The 20,302-nt window shown below is 61.1% G+C and carries 16 protein-coding genes; 4 read left to right on the top strand and 12 right to left on the bottom strand.

From position 1 onward, the window contains the following. Positions 1–3: 3 nt before the first annotated feature. Entirely contained in the window at positions 4–906 is a 903-nt protein-coding gene (locus J3P86_RS03910; RefSeq protein WP_434699495.1) for a glycine betaine ABC transporter substrate-binding protein, read from the bottom strand. A 24-nt stretch (positions 907–930) separates the two neighbouring features. Then, positions 931–1,647, bottom strand: a complete 717-nt coding sequence (locus tag J3P86_RS03915) for an ABC transporter permease (protein ID WP_186612146.1) — start codon at positions 1,645–1,647, stop codon at positions 931–933. 333 nt (positions 1,648–1,980) lie between these two features. On the opposite strand from J3P86_RS03915, the gene J3P86_RS03920 reads away from it, so the two are divergent. Next, the gene (locus J3P86_RS03920; RefSeq protein ID WP_434699497.1) at positions 1,981–3,564 is read left to right on the top strand and encodes a peptide chain release factor 3; all 1,584 of its coding nucleotides are present in this window, start codon (positions 1,981–1,983) and stop codon (positions 3,562–3,564) included. A gap of 422 nt (positions 3,565–3,986) precedes the next feature. Then, positions 3,987–4,238, top strand: a complete 252-nt coding sequence (locus J3P86_RS03925) for a hypothetical protein (protein WP_434653692.1) — start codon at positions 3,987–3,989, stop codon at positions 4,236–4,238. Between the two features lie 127 nt (positions 4,239–4,365). On the opposite strand, the gene J3P86_RS03930 is transcribed toward J3P86_RS03925, so the two are convergent. The 10 genes from J3P86_RS03930 to J3P86_RS03975 form a co-directional block, all read right to left on the bottom strand. Next, positions 4,366–5,346, bottom strand: a complete 981-nt coding sequence (locus tag J3P86_RS03930) for a peptide ABC transporter ATP-binding protein (RefSeq protein WP_305496858.1) — start codon at positions 5,344–5,346, stop codon at positions 4,366–4,368. Beyond that, positions 5,346–6,314, bottom strand: coding sequence for an ABC transporter ATP-binding protein (locus J3P86_RS03935; protein ID WP_434626146.1), 969 nt, complete (start codon positions 6,312–6,314; stop codon positions 5,346–5,348). Before J3P86_RS03935 ends, J3P86_RS03930 begins: the two co-directional genes overlap by 1 nt. Before the next feature lie 10 nt (positions 6,315–6,324). Next, positions 6,325–7,236 (bottom strand): ABC transporter permease subunit, encoded by a 912-nt coding sequence (locus tag J3P86_RS03940; protein ID WP_186613348.1) that lies wholly within the window; start codon positions 7,234–7,236, stop codon positions 6,325–6,327. Positions 7,237–7,246: 10 nt separating this feature from the next. Beyond that, complete coding sequence (locus J3P86_RS03945; RefSeq protein WP_434626145.1) at positions 7,247–8,257, bottom strand: ABC transporter permease subunit; 1,011 nt, start codon at positions 8,255–8,257, stop codon at positions 7,247–7,249. 74 nt (positions 8,258–8,331) lie between these two features. Further along, a complete protein-coding gene (locus tag J3P86_RS03950) occupies positions 8,332–9,927 on the bottom strand; it encodes an ABC transporter substrate-binding protein (RefSeq protein WP_434699499.1) in 1,596 nt (531 codons plus the stop codon). Positions 9,928–10,002: 75 nt separating this feature from the next. Further along, positions 10,003–11,415 carry an OprD family porin gene (locus J3P86_RS03955; protein ID WP_434626142.1) on the bottom strand — a complete coding sequence of 471 codons (1,413 nt, stop codon included), beginning with the start codon at positions 11,413–11,415 and terminating at the stop codon, positions 10,003–10,005. A 171-nt stretch (positions 11,416–11,586) separates the two neighbouring features. Further along, the gene (locus tag J3P86_RS03960) at positions 11,587–13,188 is read right to left on the bottom strand and encodes an ABC transporter substrate-binding protein (protein WP_434699500.1); all 1,602 of its coding nucleotides are present in this window, start codon (positions 13,186–13,188) and stop codon (positions 11,587–11,589) included. A 306-nt stretch (positions 13,189–13,494) separates the two neighbouring features. Further along, positions 13,495–15,120: an ABC transporter substrate-binding protein gene (locus J3P86_RS03965; protein WP_434626139.1), complete on the bottom strand. Its 1,626-nt coding sequence runs from the start codon at positions 15,118–15,120 to the stop codon at positions 13,495–13,497. 255 nt (positions 15,121–15,375) lie between these two features. Next, positions 15,376–16,977 carry an ABC transporter substrate-binding protein gene (locus J3P86_RS03970; RefSeq protein WP_434626138.1) on the bottom strand — a complete coding sequence of 534 codons (1,602 nt, stop codon included), beginning with the start codon at positions 16,975–16,977 and terminating at the stop codon, positions 15,376–15,378. Between the two features lie 408 nt (positions 16,978–17,385). Next, on the bottom strand, positions 17,386–18,102 hold the full coding sequence (locus J3P86_RS03975) for an SIMPL domain-containing protein (RefSeq protein ID WP_434569824.1): 717 nt from the start codon (positions 18,100–18,102) through the stop codon (positions 17,386–17,388). 365 nt (positions 18,103–18,467) lie between these two features. Here J3P86_RS03975 and J3P86_RS03980 point away from each other — a divergent pair, with 365 nt between their 5' ends. Together J3P86_RS03980 and J3P86_RS03985 are read left to right on the top strand one after the other, a co-directional pair. Then, entirely contained in the window at positions 18,468–19,730 is a 1,263-nt protein-coding gene (locus tag J3P86_RS03980; protein WP_434699501.1) for an ATP-binding protein, read from the top strand. Beyond that, positions 19,723–20,283, top strand: a complete 561-nt coding sequence (locus tag J3P86_RS03985; RefSeq protein ID WP_003177957.1) for a response regulator transcription factor — start codon at positions 19,723–19,725, stop codon at positions 20,281–20,283. The genes J3P86_RS03980 and J3P86_RS03985 overlap by 8 nt, the downstream gene beginning before the upstream one ends. The last annotated feature ends 19 nt before the right edge of the window (positions 20,284–20,302 follow it).

Genomic DNA, 20,302 nt, shown 5'->3' on the forward strand with positions numbered 1-20,302 from the left:
AGGTCATTGGGTTGAGAGCAGGGAATGCTGGCGCAGGAAATCGGCGGCAACGGCGGAAGGGCTTTCATGATCGACATCCACACGGGCGTTGAGCTGGCGCATGGTTTCGTCGTCGAACAGTTCGGCCAGTGGCTTGAGCTGCGCGGCCAGTTGCGGATGGGCGTCAAGGAAGGCCTGGCGCACCACCGGCGCGGCGGTGTAGTCGGGGAAATAGTGCTTGTCGTCTTCCAGCAGCTTCAGCTTGAACGCGTTCAGTCGGCCGTCGGTGGTGTACACCAGTCCGGCGAACACCTGGCTGTTGCGCAGGGCGGTGTAGACCAGGCCGGCGTCCATCTGCCGGATATTCTTGCGGGTCAGGTTCATGCCGTAGCGCTCGACCATGCCGGCCAGGCCGTCGGAACGGTTGGCGAACTCGGTGTCAAGCGCGACCAGGTGATTTTCCTCGGCCTCGGTCTGCAGCACCGTATTCAATTGGCTGATGGAATTGATCTGCGGGTACTTCTTCGCGACTTTCTCCGGCAGGGCCAAGGCGTAGGTGTTGCTGAATTTCGACGGCGCGAGCCAGACCAGGCCTTTTTTCGCGTCGAGTTCTTTCACCCGGGCGTAGGACTGGGCGCTGTCGAGTTTTTCCGTGACATGGTTGTAGGAAACCAGCGACACGCCGGTGTATTCCCAGAGTAAATCCAGCTGCCCGGTTTCATGGGCGCTGCGGGCCAGGTTGCTGCCCAGCCCGCCAGTGATCTGTGCGTCGTAGCCCTTGTCGCGCAGGTATTGCGCGGTGATCTCGGCCAGCAGGGTCTGCTCGGTGAACACCCGGGCACCGAGGCGGATCAGCGGTTTTTCAGCGGCTTGGGCGAACCCCGCGAACAACAGCAGGCAGCCCAGGATCAAGCTCAACTTCTTCATAATGATTCCTTTATCCAGCCAGGCTCAGGACGGTCGCAGACCGCGTTCCAGCCAGAGGCGGCTGGCCAGGGTTACCAGGCCGTCGAGCAGCAGCGCCAGCAAGGCGGTGCAGGCCGCGCCGAGCAGCAATTGCGGCTGATTGTTCAAGGCGATGCCGGGGAAGATCAGGCTGCCAAGGCTGTTGGCGCCGATCAGGAACGCCAGCGGTGCGGTGCCGACGTTGATCGCCAGGGCTACGCGCACGCCACCGACGATGATCGGCACGGCGTTGGGCAGTTCGACTTTCCACAACACCTGGCGCGGGGTCATGCCGATGCCGACGGCAGCTTCCTTGAGCGAGCCCTGGACATTTTTCAAGCCTTCATAGGTGTTGCGCACGATGGGCAACAGCGAGGCGAGGAACAGGGCGAAGATCGCCGGCCCGCTGCCGATGCCCAGGATACCCAGGGCAATGGCCAGCACGGCCAGGGGCGGCACGGTATTGCCGATGTTGAACACTTGCATGAAGCGTTCGGCGCGCCCGACCATGCCGGGGCGGCTGAGGGCGATGCCGGCGGGAATGCCGACGATCAGGGCCGCCAACATGGAAGCCAGTACAAGCATCAGGTGCGCTTGCAGGTAGAACAGCAGGTCGTCGCGGTAACGGTGGATCGTATCGATGCCGATCCAGTGGACCAACAGGGCCAGGAGGGCGACGACGACCGCCCCCCCGATAAGCCCTTTGCCATAGCGGATAGCCACAGGCGGACTCCTTTGTCTTTTTTGTCGGCGCACGCTTTCCCGAGCGGCGGACCCTCATTGGTTGCCGGGAAAACGTTCGCGAGAAGCAGCTCTTTTCGATGCCGTCAAAACGGCTGTCGAAGCGAGCCATGAGCGCAGCCTCGTCAGGCTAACTTGCTGATTTTTCAGCCCCTGACGGTTGCTCGTATCAGGGTGGTGGACGCCTCCACGTGGCAAAAGGTTCCCATGTGCGGCAGCATCTGGCCACCCTTGATGTGCTCAACGGTTCGGTTCCTGGCACAAGTTGAGCTATAATCGCCGCCCTTTTTTGAATCACCTGCCAGGCGATTTCCCATGACCAAACAGGCCGCCGAAGTCGCGAAACGCCGCACTTTCGCCATCATTTCCCACCCCGATGCCGGTAAGACCACCATCACCGAAAAGCTCTTGCTGATGGGCAAGGCGATTGCGGTGGCCGGCACGGTGAAATCCCGCAAGTCCGACCGCCATGCCACCTCCGACTGGATGGAGATGGAAAAGCAGCGGGGTATTTCCATTACCACGTCGGTCATGCAGTTCCCGTATCGCGAGCACATGATCAACCTGCTCGACACCCCGGGCCACGAAGACTTCTCCGAAGACACCTACCGCACGCTGACCGCGGTGGACTCGGCCTTGATGGTCCTCGACGGCGGCAAGGGCGTCGAGCCACGGACTATCGCGCTGATGGACGTCTGCCGTCTGCGGGACACGCCGATCGTCAGCTTCATCAACAAGCTCGACCGCGACATTCGCGACCCGATCGAACTGCTCGACGAAATCGAAGCGGTCCTGAAGATCAAGGCAGCGCCGATCACCTGGCCGATCGGTTGCTACCGCGACTTCAAGGGCGTTTACCACCTGGCCGACGACTACATCATCGTCTACACCGCCGGCCACGGTCATGAGCGCACCGAAACCAAGATCATCGAGAAGCTCGACTCCGACGAGGCCCGCGCGCACCTGGGCGACGAATACGACCGTTTTGTCGAGCAGCTGGAGCTGGTGCAGGGCGCCTGCCATGAATTCAACCAGCAGGAATTCCTCGATGGCCAACTGACCCCGGTGTTCTTCGGGACCGCCCTGGGCAACTTCGGCGTCGACCATGTGCTCGACGCCGTTGTCGACTGGGCTCCGCGCCCGCTGCCACGCGTTGCCAACGAGCGCACCGTGGAACCGGTGGAAGAGAAGTTCGCAGGCTTCGTGTTCAAGATCCAGGCGAACATGGACCCCAAGCACCGCGACCGTATCGCCTTCATGCGCATCTGCTCCGGCAAATACGAAAAAGGCATGAAGATGCGCCACGTGCGCACCGGCAAGGACGTGCGCATCGGCGACGCCTTGACCTTCTTCTCCTCGGAACGCGAGCAACTGGAAGAGGCCTTCGCCGGTGACATCATCGGGTTGCACAACCACGGCACCATCCAGATCGGCGACACCTTCACCGAAGGCGAAGCCCTGGGTTTTACCGGCATCCCGCATTTCGCCCCGGAACTGTTCCGCCGGGTACGGCTGAAGGATCCGCTCAAGTCCAAGCAACTGCGCCAGGGCCTCCAGCAGTTGGCCGAAGAGGGCGCCACCCAGGTGTTCTTCCCGGAGCGCAGCAACGACATCATCCTCGGCGCCGTCGGTGTGCTGCAGTTCGACGTCGTCGCCAGTCGCCTGAAAGAGGAATACAAAGTCGAGTGCTCCTACGAGCCGATCACCGTGTATTCCGCCCGCTGGATTGAATGCGCCGACAAGAAAAAACTTGAGGAATTTTCCAACAAGGCCGTGGAAAACCTCGCGCTGGACGGCGGCGGCCACCTGACCTACCTGGCGCCAACACGGGTCAATCTCGCGCTGATGGAAGAGCGCTGGCCAGATGTGAAATTCCGCGCGACGCGCGAGCATCACTAAGCCCCAAGCGTCTAAACCGAAAACCTGTGGGAGCGAGCCTGCTCGCGAAAGCGGAGTGTCAGCCATATCCATTTTTGGATGTGCCGCCGTCATCGCGAGCAAGCTCGCTCCCACATTGGTCCTATGCAGGTCGCCAATCTCCCAGTCATCCACAACCCCTGTGGGAGCGAGCTTGCTCGCGAAAGCGGTGGGTCAGCCTGCCTGGATGCTGGATGTGCGGGCCTCTTCGCGAGCAGGCTCGCTCCCACATTGGACCTTTTGGTGTTAGTTGGTTTGGGAATAAATCTTATTCGAAACCAATCTTTAGAAGAGCGGCATTTCTGGCTGTTCCGTGGCGTCCTATCTGATGAACCGGTCTGTTCGGAACAGTATTTCCTGAGCACCGTCGGCCCCGGCTTTATCCGGTAAAGAAGGAATTGGCTATGAATAAGCTGCTGCGCATGATGTTTTTTCTAAAGGTGTTGGTGATGCTGTCCCTCGGTTCCACCGCTGCGTGGGCCGAATGCGATGAGCACGAGAAGCACGCGTCGAATGGCTCGGTGGTTCAAGGCGAGTTGATGCTTGCCGCGACCGATGCGGACGCAGGCGATCCGGACGATGGCGAGGATGACGATGGTTCGCCAATCGACACACCGGATGGCGATGAGGATGAAGAGGGCGATAGCCAGACGTAGATGCCCTGCATAAAAAACCCTCCAGTCCGAGTTGGTCTGGAGGGTTTTTTTATTTCCTGTGGCGAGGGAGCTTGCTCCCTCGCCACAAAGGCTTTTCTTGCCTTAAGTGTTTTGCTGCTTTTTAGCCTTACGCCGCGCCGTCAAGGAACCGCTCCGCGTAGTGACACGCCACCAACCGGTTATCGAGTGGCCGCAACGCCGGTTCTTCAGTCTTGCAACGCTCGGTCGCGTACGGGCAGCGCTTGTGGAAGGCGCAGCCGGACGGTGGGTTGAGCGGGTTGGGCAGTTCGCCGACGATTTTGATCTTCGGCTTGTTCGGGTCCGGATGGATGGTCGGGGTGGCCGACAGCAGCGCCTGGGTGTAGGGGTGTAGCGGGCGGCTGTAGATGGACTCGTTGGGGCCCATTTCTACCGGGCGGCCGAGGTACATCACCATCACGTCGTCGGCGACATGCTGCACCACCGCCAGGTTATGGGAGATGAACACGTAGGCGGTGTTGAACTCCTGTTGCAGGTCCATGAACAGGTTCAGCACCTGGGCCTGGATCGACACGTCCAGCGCCGAGGTCGGTTCGTCCGCCACCAGCACCTTGGGTTGCAGCATCATCGCGCGGGCCAGGGCGATGCGCTGGCGCTGGCCGCCGGAGAACATATGCGGATAGCGCTGGTAGTGCTCGGGGCGCAGGCCCACCTGCTTCATCATCGCCTGGACTTTGTCGCGACGCTCGGTGGCCGAGAGGTTGGTGTTGATGAGCAACGGCTCGGCCAGTTGATCACCGATTTTCTGCCGCGGGTTGAGGGACGCATAAGGACTCTGGAAGACCATCTGCACGTCTTTGCGCAGTTGCTTGCGCTCGGCCTTGTTGGCGCCGGCCACTTCCTGGCCGGCGATTTTCAAGGAACCGGCGGACGGCTCTTCGATCAGCGTCAGGGCCCGGGCGAGGGTGGATTTGCCGCAACCGGATTCACCCACCACGGCCAGGGTCTTGCCGGCTTCCAGTTCGAACGACACACCGTTGAGGGCGCGTACGGTCGCATGGCCCTTGAACATGCCACGGGACACTTCGTAATGACGGGTCAGGTCACGGGCGGTAAGTACGACGGCCATCACGCCACCTCCTGGTTCAACGGGTAGAAGCAGCGGGCGAGGCTGTTGGATTTCGGATCGAGCGCAGGGCGCTCCTGGCGGCAGTTGTCACGCACGTACGGGCAGCGCGGCGACAGCAGGCAGCCTTGCGGGCGGTCGTAGCGACCGGGCACGATGCCCGGCAACGTCGCCAGGCGCTCGGCGCCCATGCTGTGCTCCGGAATCGCCGCCAGCAGTGCTTCGCTATACGGGTGGGCCGGGATGTCGAACAGCTGCGGCACCTTGCCCACTTCCACGGCCTGGCCGGCGTACATCACGCACACGCGCTGCGCGGTTTCAGCCACGACGGCGAGGTCATGGGTGATCAGCACCAGGCCCATGTCCTGCTCTTTCTGCAGGGCCAGCAGCAGGTCCATGATCTGCGCCTGGATGGTCACGTCCAGAGCGGTGGTCGGTTCGTCGGCGATCAGCAGTTTCGGCTCGCCGGCAATCGCCATGGCAATCGCCACACGCTGGCTCATGCCGCCGGACAGTTGATGCGGGTAGGCATCCATGCGACTGGCGGCGCCCGGGATCTCGACTTTTTCCAGCAGTTCGATGGCGCGCTTGCGGGCGGCCTTGCCGGACAGCTTCAGATGCAGGCGCAGTACTTCTTCGATCTGGAAACCCACGGTGTAGCTGGGGTTGAGCGCGGTCATCGGGTCCTGGAAAACCATCGCCAGGTCCTTGCCGACGATCTGCCGGCGCTGGCGGTTGCTCAGCTTGAGCATGTTCTTGCCGTCGAAGTTCAGCGCATCGGCGGTGACGATGCCGGGGTGCTCGATCAGGCCCATCAGCGCCATCATGGTCACGGATTTACCCGAGCCCGATTCGCCGACGATCGCCAGCACCTCGCCTTTATCCACGCTCAGGTCCAGGCCGTCGACCACCGGCACGGCGGTGGCGTCGCCGAAGCGGACGTTGAGATTCTTGATTTCTAGCAGTGACATGGGAATCTCCTCAGGCGGCATTCTTGAGTTTCGGGTCCAGCGCATCGCGCAGACCGTCGCCCATCAGGTTGATTGCCAGCACGCTGAGCAAAATGGTCAGGCCAGGCAGGCTCACGACCCACCAGGCGCGTTCGATGTAGTCGCGGGCCGAGGCCAGCATGGTGCCCCACTCAGGGGTCGGCGGTTGCACGCCGAGGCCGAGGAAGCCCAGGGCGGCGGCGTCGAGGATCGCCGAGGAGAAGCTCAGGGTCGCCTGGACGATCAGCGGTGCCATGCAGTTGGGCAGCACGGTGATGAACATCAGGCGCGGCAGGCCGGCACCGGCCAGGCGGGCGGCGGTCACGTAGTCGCGGTTCAGCTCGCCCATCACGGCGGCGCGGGTCAGGCGCACGTAGGACGGCAGCGAGACGATGGCGATGGCGATCACAGTGTTGATCAGGCCTGGGCCGAGGATGGCGACGATCGCCACGGCCAGCAGCAGCGAGGGCAGGGCGAGCATGATGTCCATCAGGCGCATGATGGTCGGGCCGAGGATGCGCGGGAAGAACCCGGCGAACAGCCCCAGCAGGATGCCCGGGATCAGCGACATCACCACCGACGACAAGCCGATCAGCAGCGACAGCCGCGAACCCTGGATCAGGCGCGAGAGCAAATCACGGCCCAGTTCGTCGGTGCCCAGCAGGAACTGCATCTGCCCACCTTCGAGCCACGCCGGCGGCGTCAGCAGGAAGTCGCGGTATTGCTCGCTCGGGTCGTGCGGCGCGACCCACGGGGCGAAGAGTGCGCAGAACACGATCAGGATCATGAACAGCAGCCCGGCGACGGCGCCCTTGTTGCGGGAAAACGCTTGCCAGAATTCTTTGTACGGGGACGGGTACAGCAGGCTTTGATCGACTGCTACCGCGGTAGTTGGAGTACTCATGGTCTTGATCTCAGCGCTGGTGACGGATACGTGGGTTGGCAAAGCCGTAGAGAATGTCCACGACGAAGTTGACCAGAATCACCAGGCAGGCGATTAACAGGATGCCGTTCTGCACCACGGGATAGTCCCGGGCGCCGATGGCTTCGATCAGCCACTTGCCGATGCCCGGCCAGGAGAAGATCGTTTCGGTCAGGACCGCGCCGGCCAGCAGCGTGCCGACTTGCAGGCCGACCACGGTCAACACCGGGATCAGCGCGTTGCGCAGGCCGTGCACGAACACCACGCGCGACGGCGACAGGCCCTTGGCCTTGGCGGTGCGGATGTAGTCCTCGCGCAGCACTTCGAGCATCGAGGAGCGGGTCATGCGGGCGATCACCGCCAGCGGAATGGTGCCCAGCACGATAGCCGGCAGGATCAGGTGATGCAGTGCGTCGAGGAACGCGCCCGGCTCATCGGCCAGCAGCGTATCGATCAGCATGAAGCCGGTTTTCGGCTCGATGTCGTAGAGCAGGTCGATCCGTCCCGACACCGGTGTCCAGCCCAGGGACACCGAGAAGAACATGATCAGGATCAGGCCCCACCAGAAGATCGGCATCGAATATCCCGCCAGGGAGATGCCCATCACCCCATGGTCGAACAGGGATCCTCGCTTGAGCGCCGCGATCACCCCGGCCAGCAGGCCGAGGATACCGGCGAACAGCAGCGCGGCCAGGGACAGTTCCAGGGTCGCGGGAAACAGCGAGCTGAACTCGCTCCATACGCTTTCACGGGTGCGCAGCGATTCGCCAAGATCGCCCTGGGCCAGTTTGCCGATGTAGTCCAGGTACTGGGCATACAGCGGTTTGTTCAGGCCAAGGCGTTCCATTGCCTGAGCATGCATTTCGGGATCGACCCGACGTTCGCCCATCATCACTTCCACGGGGTCGCCGGGAATCATGCGAATCAACGCGAAGGTCAGCAAGGTGATGCCGAAGAACGTGGGAATCAGTAATCCCAGTCGGCGGGCAATAAAACTAAACATCTTCAGGTGTACCTCATCAGCCGGTTAGGCGTGCCCGGCAATCCTTTGGTGAAGGTTGCCGGGCGTTTTCTTATCTACTTCACCTGGGTGGTGGCGAAGTTGTTGGTGGTGAGCGGGCTAATCACATAGCCCTCTACGTTCTTGCGCATTGCCGTGAACATGCGGGTGTGGGCCATGCTGATCCATGGCTGGTCCTGGTTGAAAATCACCTGGGCCTGCTCATAGAGCCTGGCGCGCTCCTCGGGGTTCACTGTGGCGCGTGCCTGGTCGAGCAGCGCCTGGAATTTTTCGTTGCACCAGCGCGCGTAGTTTTCGCCGTTCTTGGCGGCTTCGCAACTGAGCATAGGCGTCAGGAAATTATCCGGGTCGCCGTTATCGCCCGCCCATCCGGCGGAAACCATGTCGTGCTCGCCGTTTTTCGCGCGTTTGAGCATTTCGCCCCATTCCATGACGCGGATATCGACCTTGATCCCGACTTTCGTCAGGTCGGCCTGCATCATTTGCGCGCCGAGCATCGGGTTGGGGTTGGTCGGACCGCCGCCGTTGCGGGTGAACAGGGTAAACACGGTGCCTTCCGGCACGCCGGCTTCCTTGAGCAACTGGCGCGCCTTGTCGAGGTCGCGGGTCGGGTTCTTCAGGTCGTGGTTGTAACCCAGCAGCGTCGGCGGGTACGGATTGACCGCGGCGGTGGCGTTACCTTTGCCAAACAGCGCGTTGACGTAGGCTTCCTTGTCGAAGGCCAGGTCGATGGCTTTGCGCACCCGCACATCGCTCATGTATTTGTGGCTGGTGTTCAGGGCGGTGTAGGAAACGGTCATCGCATCCAGCTCGGTGACCTTCAGGTTCGGGTCTTTCTTGATGCTGGGGATATCGTCCGGTTTCGGGTACAGCGCAATCTGGCACTCATTGGTCTTGAGTTTCTGCATGCGCACATTGTTATCGGTGGCGATCGCCAGCACCAGCGCATCGGCCGGCGGCTTGCCCCGGAAGTAGTCCGGGTTGGCCTTGAAGCGAACCTGGGCGTCTTTGTTGTAGCGCTGGAAGATGAACGGCCCGGTGCCGATCGGCTTGTTGTTCAGCTCGGCGGCCTTGCCTGCCTTGAGCAACTGGTCGGCGTATTCGGCCGGGTAGATCGAGGAGAACGCCATGGCGATGTCGGCCAGGAACGGTGCTTCGCGGCGGGTCAGGGTGAACTTGACCGTGTGCTCGTCGACTTTTTCGACGTTCTTGAGCAGTTCCTTGAAGCCCATGCTTTCAAAGTACGGGAAACCCACGCTCGACAGTTTGTGCCACGGATGATTCGGGTCCAGCTGGCGCTGGAAGCTCCAGACCACGTCGTCGGCGTTCATGTCGCGGGTCGGCTTGAAGTAATCGGTGGTGTGGAACTTGACGCCTTTGCGCAGGTGGAAGGTATACGTCAAGCCGTCGTCGCTGATGTCCCAGGACTCGGCCAGGGCAGGAATCACTTCGGTGGTGCCGGGCTTGAAGTCGGCCAGGCGGTTGAAGATCGTTTCGGCCACGGCGTCGGCGGTGACTGCAGTCGTGTACTGGACCATGTCGAAGCCTTCCGGGCTGGCTTCTGTGCAAACCACCAGGGGTTTGGCCGTGGCGCCAACGGCAACACTCAGCAGTGCGGCGGCAATGGCGGCGCGTAGGGGGTTCATGTTCATCGTCAATCCTCTGCAATCGGTTGAACGGCAAAAAACCGAACGGTCAACCTTGTGGGTCGACCGTCGGTGGAAAGGTTAGAGAATGTTGAACGGGATGGTGGTAACCAGGCGGAATTCGTTGAGACTGCCGTCGGCCTGGTTTTCGCTGGCTCGGTGTGCGGTGTAGGTCGCACGGACCGCGGTGGCTTTCAGCGGGCCGCTCTGGACGGCATAGGAGGCACCGATACCGTATTCGTAGTGATGCTCGCCGTCCATCGCGGCGACGTCATAACCGGTGCTGTTGTAATGCGTACCGTCGATGCCCCAGCCGCGAGCCTGATAAATGTTGAATTTCAGGCCCGGAACGCCGTATTCGGCCATGTTCAGGCCATAGGCGACCTGGAAGGATTTCTCGTTCGGGCCGTTGAAGTCCGACAACAGGGAGTTGGCCAGGTAGATGCCGTTGGTTTCGTGCAGGTAGTCGAAGTATTCGTTGCCGTTCACTTGCTGGTAAGAGAACGTCAGGCTGTGGGCCTGGTGCGTCAAGCCGAACGACAGGGAATAGGTGTCGTTGTCGATTTCGCCCAGCTTGCTTTTACCCGAGTCCACGGTCTTGTAGTAGTTCAGGCCGGTAGTCAGGCTCAGCACCGAGCTGTCGCCCAGTTCATGGGTGGCACCGAAATAGTACTGGTTCCACATGTCCTCGGCCTCGGTCGCCCAGAGGCTGGTCTTCAGGCTGGCCAGTGGCTGGTAACTGATACCGGCGGTGTTGACGTGATCGGTCTCGACGCTGCTGTCGCCATACTCGGAGCGAAACTTGCGCTGGCTTTGTTCCATGCGAGGAGAGTTACGGTCGAAGGTGGCTATATCGAACGCCAGGTTTTCGAATTCTTCACTGTGCAGGCTCACACCCTGGAAGCTGGAAGGCAGCGCACGGTTGCCGATGACATCGACCATCGGGCTGCTGAAGTTCTGGCGGCCGGCGGTCAGAGTGGTGTTGGAAACACGGGCCTTGAGGTTGGCCAGACCCAGTTTGCTCCACTGGCCCACGGCGTCGCCGCCTTCGCGCGTCAGGGTACGGTTGTTGCCGGCGCCCGGACGGGTGGTCGGCGCTCCGCCATTGTTGGACGCCAGATCCTTGCGATCCTGGTCAAGGGCGATAGCGTTATAGGCGGCCAGTTCGGTGCTGAAACCCACGGTGCCTTCGGTGAACCCCGAGTTGTATTTGACGATGGTGCCCTGAACCCAGTTGATACGGCGGTCGGTCTCGCGCGCTTCGCCGTTCTTGCGATAGGTGAGCTTTGTGCCCCGCTTGAATTGCTCGTTGGCGTACCAGTTGCGCGTGGTGCCACTGATGGACTGGCCTTCGATGAAACCCTTGGCTTCGCTTTGCTCGCTGGTGGTCTTGAGAGCCACGGGCGTGACCGCCTGACTTTGAGACTCGGCATAGGCCGTCGCGGTGATGCTGCTGATGGCCAGGGCCAGTATCGCGGTGCTGCTCAGTTTCATGGGTAACGCTCCTTTTTCTTTCTTTTTTATGCCGTTCTTTTTCGGTGATACGGCTATTGGTTTACAACTCATTTGCAGCTTGCAAACGTTTGCCAGCTGCCTGATCGGCGAATTAAGGCAAAACGCTAGCGGAGGGCTTCCAAAGGAAGCCCTCGCTGCATGGCTAAACGGTTATGGGTTCAGGCTGACGCCCGAGAAGACGTTGCGACCGAAGGGGCTGACCTTGAACCCTTCGACTTTGGCACTCAGCGGCTGGTTGACCGTCGAGTGGGCGATAGGCGTGATCGGCACTTGCTGCTTGAGCAACTGCTGGGCCTGTTTATAGAGCACGGTGCGCTGCTCGCGGTCGGTGACGATCTTGGCCTGCTTGATCAGCTTGTCGTAGTCCTGGTCACACCATTGGGAGTAGTTGTTGCCGCCAATGGCGTCGCAGCTGTACAGCGTGCCCATCCAATTGTCCGGGTCCCCGTTGTCGCCGGTCCAGCCGATCAGGTTGATGTCGTGCTCGCCGTTCTTGGTGCGCTTGATGTATTCGCCCCATTCGTAGGTGACGATCTTCACCTTCAAGCCGATTTTCGCCCAGTCGGACTGGAGCATTTCGGCCATCAGCTTGGCGTTGGGGTTGTACGGGCGTTGCACGGGCATGGCCCAGAGGGTGATTTCGGTGCCTTCCTTGACCCCGGCGGCCTTGAGCAGCTCCTTGGCTTTTTCCGGGTCGTAGGGAGCGTCCTTGATCGTGTCGTCGTAGGACCATTGAGTTGGCGGCATGGAGTTTTGCGCCAACTGCCCCGCGCCCTGGTAAACGGCGTTGAGAATGCCCTGCTTGTTCACCGCCATGTCCAGCGCCCGGCGCACTTCGACCTGGTCGAAGGGTTTGTGGCGGGTGTTATAGGCGATGTAGCCGAGGTTGAAGCCGGGTTTCTCGATCAGTTGCAGCTTGGGATCGTTCTTCAGCGCCGGCACATCGGCCGGGCGTGGATGCAGGGTGATCTGGCATTCGTTGGCCTTGAGCTTCTGCACCCGCACCGACGCATCGGTGTTGATCGAGAAGATCAGGTTGTCCAGCTTGACCCGCTCAGGCGCCCAGTACTGCTTGTTGGCGACGTAGCGGATGTTGGAGTCTTTCTGGTAGCTCTTGAACTCGAAAGCCCCGGTGCCGATCGGCTTCTGGTTGATGTCGCTCGGCTTGCCGCTAGTGAGCAGCTTGTCAGCGTACTCGGCCGAAAGGATCGAGGCGAAGCTCATGGCGATGTTCTGGATGAACGCGGCGTCCACGCTGTTGAGCGTCATGACCACCGTCAACGGTCCTGTCGCTTCGACCTTGGCGATGTTCTTGTTCAGGCTCATGCCGTTGAAGTACGGGAACTCGGTGGGGTAGGCCTTGCGGAACGGATGCTGCGGATCGAGCATGCGGTTGAAGGTGAACAGTACATCGTCGGCGTTGAAATCCCGGGTCGGCGTGAAGTAGTCGGTGGTGTGGAACTTCACCCCTGCGCGCAGATGGAAGGTGTATTTCAGGCCGTCTTCGGAAATGTCCCAGCTCGTCGCCAGGCCCGGCACGACATTGGTCGCGCCTTTTTCAAATTCGGCCAGGCGGTTGTACAGCGGTTCGGCGGCATCGTTGTCGGTCGCGGTGGTGTATTGCGCAGTGTCGAAACCGGCGGGGCTGCCTTCGGAACAGAACACCAGGCTGCCGCCGGCGGCCTGGGCCGCGGATGTAGCGGCCAGCAGGCCGGTGCCCAGCAATGCGGATAAAACCAAGGTATGGCGCATGACGCTCCCTCTCTCGTTCGGGGTGTTTGACAGTGAACCGGTGTCCTTCCAGGGACGGGGCCGGGGCATGGGCTCATTCCAATGCGTGAACAGCGCTGCCGCAGGATTGGCAAAACCTCCAGCCCCGACGGTATGAGTCGTGTGCCAGGCGGTATATGCGCAATGCCTGAAAGACTTGTGGGAAAAGGCGACACGTCCTAAACCAACTGCTGTGGTTCGCAGTGCTTTTGGATGTAGGCAATTTCCAAGTCTTTGTCTCGGCAGATAAAGCAACGGCGACGTTGGAAACGCCGCCGTTGATTACCTTTATTTGCTGACGCTGACGCCGTAGAAGGAGTTCAAGCCAAAGGGGCTGATCTTGAAGTCCTGCACGTTGGCGCGCATGGGTTGATACACCGTCGAGTGAGCGATAGGTGTCATCGGCACGGCGTCCTTGAGGACGTGTTGCGCCTGTTTGTAGAGGTCGGTGCGCTTGGCCTGGTCGGTGGTGCGCTTGGCTTCCTTGACGAGGCCGTCGAACTTCTTGTCACACCATTTGGAGAAGTTGTTGCCTTGCAGCGAGTCGCAGCCAAACAACACGTTGAGCCAGTTGTCCGGGTCACCGTTATCACCGCTCCAGCCGATGATCATGGCCTGGTTCTCGCCGCCCTTGGAGCGCTTGATGTACTCGCCCCACTCATAGCTGGTGATCTTGACCTTCAGGCCGATCTTGGACCAGTCATTCTGCAGCATTTCCGCCATCAGTTTGGCGTTCGGGTTGTACGGACGCTGAACCGGCATGGCCCACAGAACGATCTCCGTGCCTTCCTTGACGCCGGCTTCCTTGAGCAGAGCCTTGGCTTTTTCAGGGTCGTATTTGGCATCTTTGATGGTGGTGTCGTAGGACCATTGGGTCGGAGGCATGGCGTTGACCGCCAGTTGTCCCGCACCTTGGTACACCGAGTCGATGATCTGTTGCTTGTTTACAGCCATGTCCAGGGCTTGACGAACGCGCAGGTCAGCCAACGGGTTGGGCTTGTCGTCGCCTTTGACTTTTTCCATCACGTTGTAAGCTACATAGCCCAGGTTGAAACCCGCCTGGTCAGGCATCTTCAGCGCTTTGTCGTCCTTGAGGGCCTTGAGGTCGGCCGGGCGTGGGAAGAGGGTGATCTGGCACTCGTTCTTCTTCAGCTTCTGGATACGCACCGACGGGTCGGTGGTGATGGCGAAGATCAGGTTGTCGATCTTCACGTCTTCAGGCTTCCAGTAGTCCTTGTTGCCGGTGTAACGGATGTTGGAGTCTTTCTGGTAGCTCTTGAACACGAACGGGCCGGTGCCGATCGGCTTCTGGTTGATGTCGGCAGGCTTGCCGTCCTTGAGCAGCTGGGCGGCGTACTCGGCGGACTGGATCGAGGCGAAGCTCATGGCCAGGTTCTGGATGAACGCGGCGTCGACATCCTTGAGAGTGAACTTGACGGTGTGGTCGTCGACTTTATCGACCTTGGTGATGTTGGTGTCCATCCCCATGTCGGTGAAGTACGGGAATTCGGTTGGGTACGCCTTACGGAAGGGATCGTCCTTGTTGATCATGCGGTTGAACGTGAAGAGCACGTCATCGGCATTAAATTCACGGGTCGGCTTGAAATACGGGGTGGTGTGGAACTTGACGCCTTCACGCAGATGGAACGTGTAGGTCAGGCCGTCTTCGGAAATGTCCCACTTGGTGGCCAGGCCAGGAATCACGGCGGTACCGCCGCGCTCAAACTGGGTCAGGCGGTTGAACATGGTTTCTGCAGAGGCATCGAAGTCGGTTCCGGTGGTGTACTGACCAGGGTCAAAACCGGCCGGGCTGCCTTCGGAGCAGAACACCAGGTTAGTCGCGGCGGAAGCGAAAGGAGCGCTGGCTAACAAGCCTGCGCCGACTAAAAACGGAATGACCGCGTGTTTAAGCATGTTGGCCTCATGATTTGTTGTCATTTTTGGATTTGAGGGCGACCTCGTGAGTCGTCCTGCGGATACTTATGCAGGCCCCATACCCAATGCAAGATCCAGAGCGGTTTCAAGTCTGAAACAGTGGCACGTACGTACCTTAATGTCGCATCTTTATAACTTTTGACGCATTTGAACGTTTGCGCCGGTTTTTTTGGGGCGAGGGGCGCTCCGTGCCGGTGCGTTGTGAGGCTGCAATGCACCGGCCTGGGGCGGGTTTTACTTGTTCAAACCCACGCCGTAGAAGGGTGTAAGCCCGAACGGGCTGAGCTTGAAATCGACCACTTCCTTGCGTATCGGCTGGAACACCGTCGAGTTGGCGATGGGCGTGATGGGCACCTGCTGCTTGAGGATTTTCTGCGCCTGGCGGTACAGGTCGATGCGTTGCTGGCGGTCGGTCGAGACCTTGGCCTGCTGGACCAGCCGGTCGTAGGCTGGGTCGCACCACTTGGCGTAGTTGCTGCCCTTGACCGCCGCGCAGCTGTACAGCACGCCGAGCCAGTTGTCTGGATCGCCGTTGTCGCCGGTCCAGCCGTAGATCATCGCGTCGTGGTCGCCATTCTTGGCGCGCTTGATGTACTCCCCCCATTCGTAGCTGACGATGTTGGCCTTGATGCCAACTTTGGCCCAGTCCTGCTGGATCATTTGCGCAGACATTCGCGCATTGGGGTTGGAGGCGCGCTGCACCGTCATTGCCCATAAATCAATGGTTGTACCGGGCGCAACCCCGGCTTCCTTGAGGAGCGCCTTGGCCTTGGTCACGTCATGGGGCGCGTCCTGGATCGCCGGGTCGAACGACCATTGAGCCGGGGGCAAGGCGTTCTGCGCCAACTGCCCGGCGCCCTGATACACGGCCTTGATGATCGCCGGCTTGTCGATGGCCATGTCCAGCGCCTGACGGACCTTGAGCTGGTCCAGCGGCGGATGCGTCACGTTATAGGCGAGGAAACCCAGGTTGAAACCGGGCTGCCTGAGCACGCGCAGGTTCGGGTCCTGCTCCATCACTTCGATGTCGGCCGGACGCGGATAACCGCTGACCTGGCATTCGCCGCGCTTGAGCTTTTGCAGGCGCACGGCAGCGTCCGGGGTAATGGAAAAAATCAGGTTGTCGAGCTTCACGTCCTCGGGTTTCCAGTACGCCGTGTTGGCGGCGTAGCGGATCTGCGAATCCTTCTGATAGCGCTTGAACACAAACGGCCCGGTGCCGATGGGCTTCTGGTTGAGGTCGCCGGCCTTGCCTTCCTTCAATAGCTGCGCTGCGTACTCGGCGGACTGCACCGAGGCAAAACTCATCGCCAGGTTCTGCACGAATGCGGCGTCGACGTTGTTCAGGCTGAAGCGCACGGTGTGCTCGTCGATTTTTTCGACGCTTTTGATCGTGGTGTTCAGGCCCATGTCGGTGAAGTACGGCGACTCGGTGGGGTAGGCCTGACGGAACGGATGTTGCGGATCGAGCAGGCGCTGGAACGTGAACAGCACGTCGTCGGCGTTGAAGTCGCGGCTCGGGGTGAAATAGTCGGTGGTATGAAACTTCACACCCTCGCGCAGGTGGAAGGTGTAGGCCAGGCCATCGGCGGATACGTCCCAGCTTGACGCCAACCCGGGCTCGACTTCGGTGCCGCCGCGCTTGAACTGGGTGAGGCGGTTGAAGACGGTTTCGGCCGAGGCATCGAAGTCGGTGCCGCTGGTGTATTGGCTGGGATCGAAGCCGGCGGGGCTGGCTTCGGAGCAATAGACCAGGGTGGTCGCGGCCTGGGCCAGTGGGGCGCCGCTCAGCAGGGCAAGCGTAAGCAAGAGGGGTTTGAAGGTGGTTCTGTCCATGAAATCCCTTAGATCTTGATGACGGTTTTTCTGAAGGGTAGCGGGTGGGGCGGGCGCGTAGGAAATATCTAAAAGTGAGGGTGACCGTTGGGTTTGGGTATAGCGCTTGGAAGAGCCGGCTCGACATCCCACCTGTTTCTGCGCTGGTATTCCAACCCCATTGCGGGAGCGAGCCTGCTCGCGAAGGCGTTCTAAAGGCCGCCATGAATCGCTGGCCAACCACTTCCCCCGTGGCGAGGGAGCTTGCTCCCGCTGGGCCGCGAAGCGGCCCAATAACAGCGACTCTGTACATCTGACACAACGAGGTGTCCGGTTTTGGGACTGCTGCGCAGTCCAGCGGGAGCAAGCTCCCTCGCCACGGGGGACGCGGTGGTCGGTCGGTGGATACTGACTGGCCACCGCCAATCATTACTGCATCAACACCTCAACCACCCCATCCGCGGTCATGGTCACTTTGCTGGTGCCGGCTTCAACCTCAGGCGTGACCGACTCAGCGTCCATGGATGCCGCTTTCATCATCATTTGCGGGCGCATGTACGGTTGTGGGTAACCGTTGGTGTTGAAGTTCAGGTTGACGATCTTGTAGCCCTTGCCGCCCAAGGCTTCGGTGGCGAGTTGGGCGCGGGCCTTGAAGGCGTTGACGGCGTCCTTGAGCAAGGCGTCTTCGCTGGTCTGGCGGGTGGCGGTGGCGATGGCGAAGTCCATGCCGGCCATTTTCATGTCGCCCAGCAGTTCGCCGGTGAGTTTGGACAGGGCGGCGAAGTCGGCGCTTTCCAGGCGCAGCTCGGCGCGTTCGCGCCAGCCGGTGATTTTCCCGCCTTTGTTGTCATAGACCGGGTAGCTGTTGCGGCTGCCCTGGCGCAGGTTGATGTCCTTGACTTGCTTGGCCTGGCCGATGGCTTTGTTCAGCGTGGTGCTGACGGCGGCGGCGAGTTTGGCCGGGTCGGTGTTCTGTTCCTCGGTGTAGAGGGTGACGATCATCAGGTCGCGGGCCACTTCCTGGCTGGCTTCGGCGTGCAGGGAAATCTGGTTGTAGTGCAGCTCATCGGCGGCCAGGGCCGGCAGGCTGGCGACGGCGCCGAGGCTGAGGGCGAGCAGGGCGGCGGGGCGACTGAACGTGTGCATGAAAGCTCCTTGGGATGATGCGCAGGGGTAGGTTCCGAGCCTGCGTGAACGATAAGACTCTAGCTTTTATGGGCGGGTTCGCACAGTTACAACTTCTATACAGATGATGCCCGGCGAAGGGCTTTCTGTGGTGAGGGGATTTATCCCCGTCTGGGCGCGAAGCGCCCCCAAAAGATCAGCCATCACACTGAATCAGGTCATGACACTATCGGGACTGCTGCGCAGTCCAGCGGGGATAAATCCCCTCGCCACAGGAGGCTGCGGCAAGGCTGGAAGCTGTGGCGCTTTGCCGCATCTTCGCCTCTGCCTGCCGCGCCTTGGTTATACTCCGTGCGATCCGCCTGGAGCGCTCATCAGGAGAGCTCATGCTCGCCCCTTTGCAAATGACTTCCGCTTCGCGCCAGAACCTCTGGCGTCTGACGTTCATCCGCATTCTGGTCCTCGCGGCCCAGGCCGGCTCCGTGGGGCTTGCCTATTGGTTCGACCTGCTGCCGCTGCCCTGGCTGCAACTGGCGATTACCCTGGCGTGCTCCAGCGTACTCTGCGCATTGACGGCGATTCGCCTGCGCACTTCCTGGCCAGTGACCGAGCTCGAATACGCCGTGCAACTGGCCTGCGACCTGTTTATCCACAGTGCGCTGCTGTATTTCTCCGGCGGGTCGACCAATCCCTTCGTGTCGTATTACCTGGTGCCGCTGACGATTGCTGCGGTCACGCTGCCGTGGCGTTTTTCGCTGATCCTGTCCGGCATCGCCCTGGCGCTGTACACCTTGTTGCTGGCGCGGTTCTATCCGCTTGAAACCTTTCCCATTGCCCGGGAAAACCTGCAGATCTACGGCATGTGGCTGAGTTTTGCCTTGGCCGCCGCGGTCATCACGTTTTTTGCCGCGCGCATGGCCGAAGAGCTGCGTCGCCAGGAAGAGCTGAGGGCGATTCGCCGCGAAGAGGGCCTGCGCGACGAGCAACTGCTGGCCGTGGCGACCCAGGCCGCCGGCGCCGCCCATGAATTGGGCACGCCGCTGGCGACCATGAGCGTGCTGCTCAAGGAAATGCGCCAGGATCATCACGACCCGGCGTTGCAGGAAGACCTCAGCGTGCTGCAGGACCAGGTCCAGCTGTGCAAGGAAACCCTGCAATACCTGGTGCGTGCCGCCGAGGCGAACCGCCGGCTGGCCATCGAAATGCAGGACGTCACCGACTGGCTCGACGAGGCCCTGAATCGCTGGCACCTGATGCGCCCCGAAGCCAGTTATCGCTTCCAGTGCCTGGGCCAGGGCACGGTGCCGCGCATGGCGCCGCCGCCGGACCTGACCCAGGCCTTGCTGAACCTGCTGAACAATGCCGCCGATGCCTGTCCCGAAGGCCTGGAAGTGGTGCTGGACTGGAACGCCCATGAACTGACGATCTGCATTCGCGACCACGGCGCCGGTGTGCCGCTGGCGATTGCCGAGCAGATCGGCAAACCGTTTTACACCACCAAGGGCAAGGGTTTCGGCCTCGGCCTGTTTTTGAGCAAGGCCAGCGTGACACGCGCCGGCGGCTCGGTGAAACTCTACCCCCATGAGGAGGGCGGCACGCTCACCGAGCTGCGCCTGCCCCATGCCGACCGAGGAGACGAATATGAGTGACGAGATCCAAGTCGACGGCGAAGAACTGCCGCACCTTTTGCTGGTGGACGACGATGCCACCTTCACCCGCGTCATGGCCCGGGCCATGTCCCGACGCGGTTTTCGCGTCAGCACCGCCGGCTCCGCCGAAGAGGGCCTGACCATCGCCCAGGCCGACCTGCCGGACTACGCCGCCCTCGACCTGAAGATGGATGGCGACTCTGGGCTGGTGCTGCTGCCCAAGCTGCTGGAACTCGACCCGGAAATGCGCGTGGTGATTCTCACCGGTTATTCGAGCATCGCCACGGCGGTCGAGGCGATCAAGCGCGGCGCCTGCAATTACCTGTGCAAACCGGCCGACGCCGACGATGTGCTGGCCGCGTTGTTGTCCGAACATGCCGACCTGGACACGCTGGTGCCGGAAAACCCGATGTCGGTGGACCGGTTGCAGTGGGAACACATCCAGCGGGTGCTGACCGAGCACGAAGGCAACATCTCCGCCACCGCCCGCGCCCTGGGCATGCACCGGCGGACCTTGCAGCGCAAATTGCAGAAGCGTCCGGTACGTCGCTGAACCTGCGCTGAACGAATGC

Origin of the sequence: Pseudomonas sp. D1-1, assembly GCF_051132225.1 — a bacterium.
Classification (GTDB): Bacteria; Pseudomonadota; Gammaproteobacteria; order Pseudomonadales; family Pseudomonadaceae; genus Aquipseudomonas.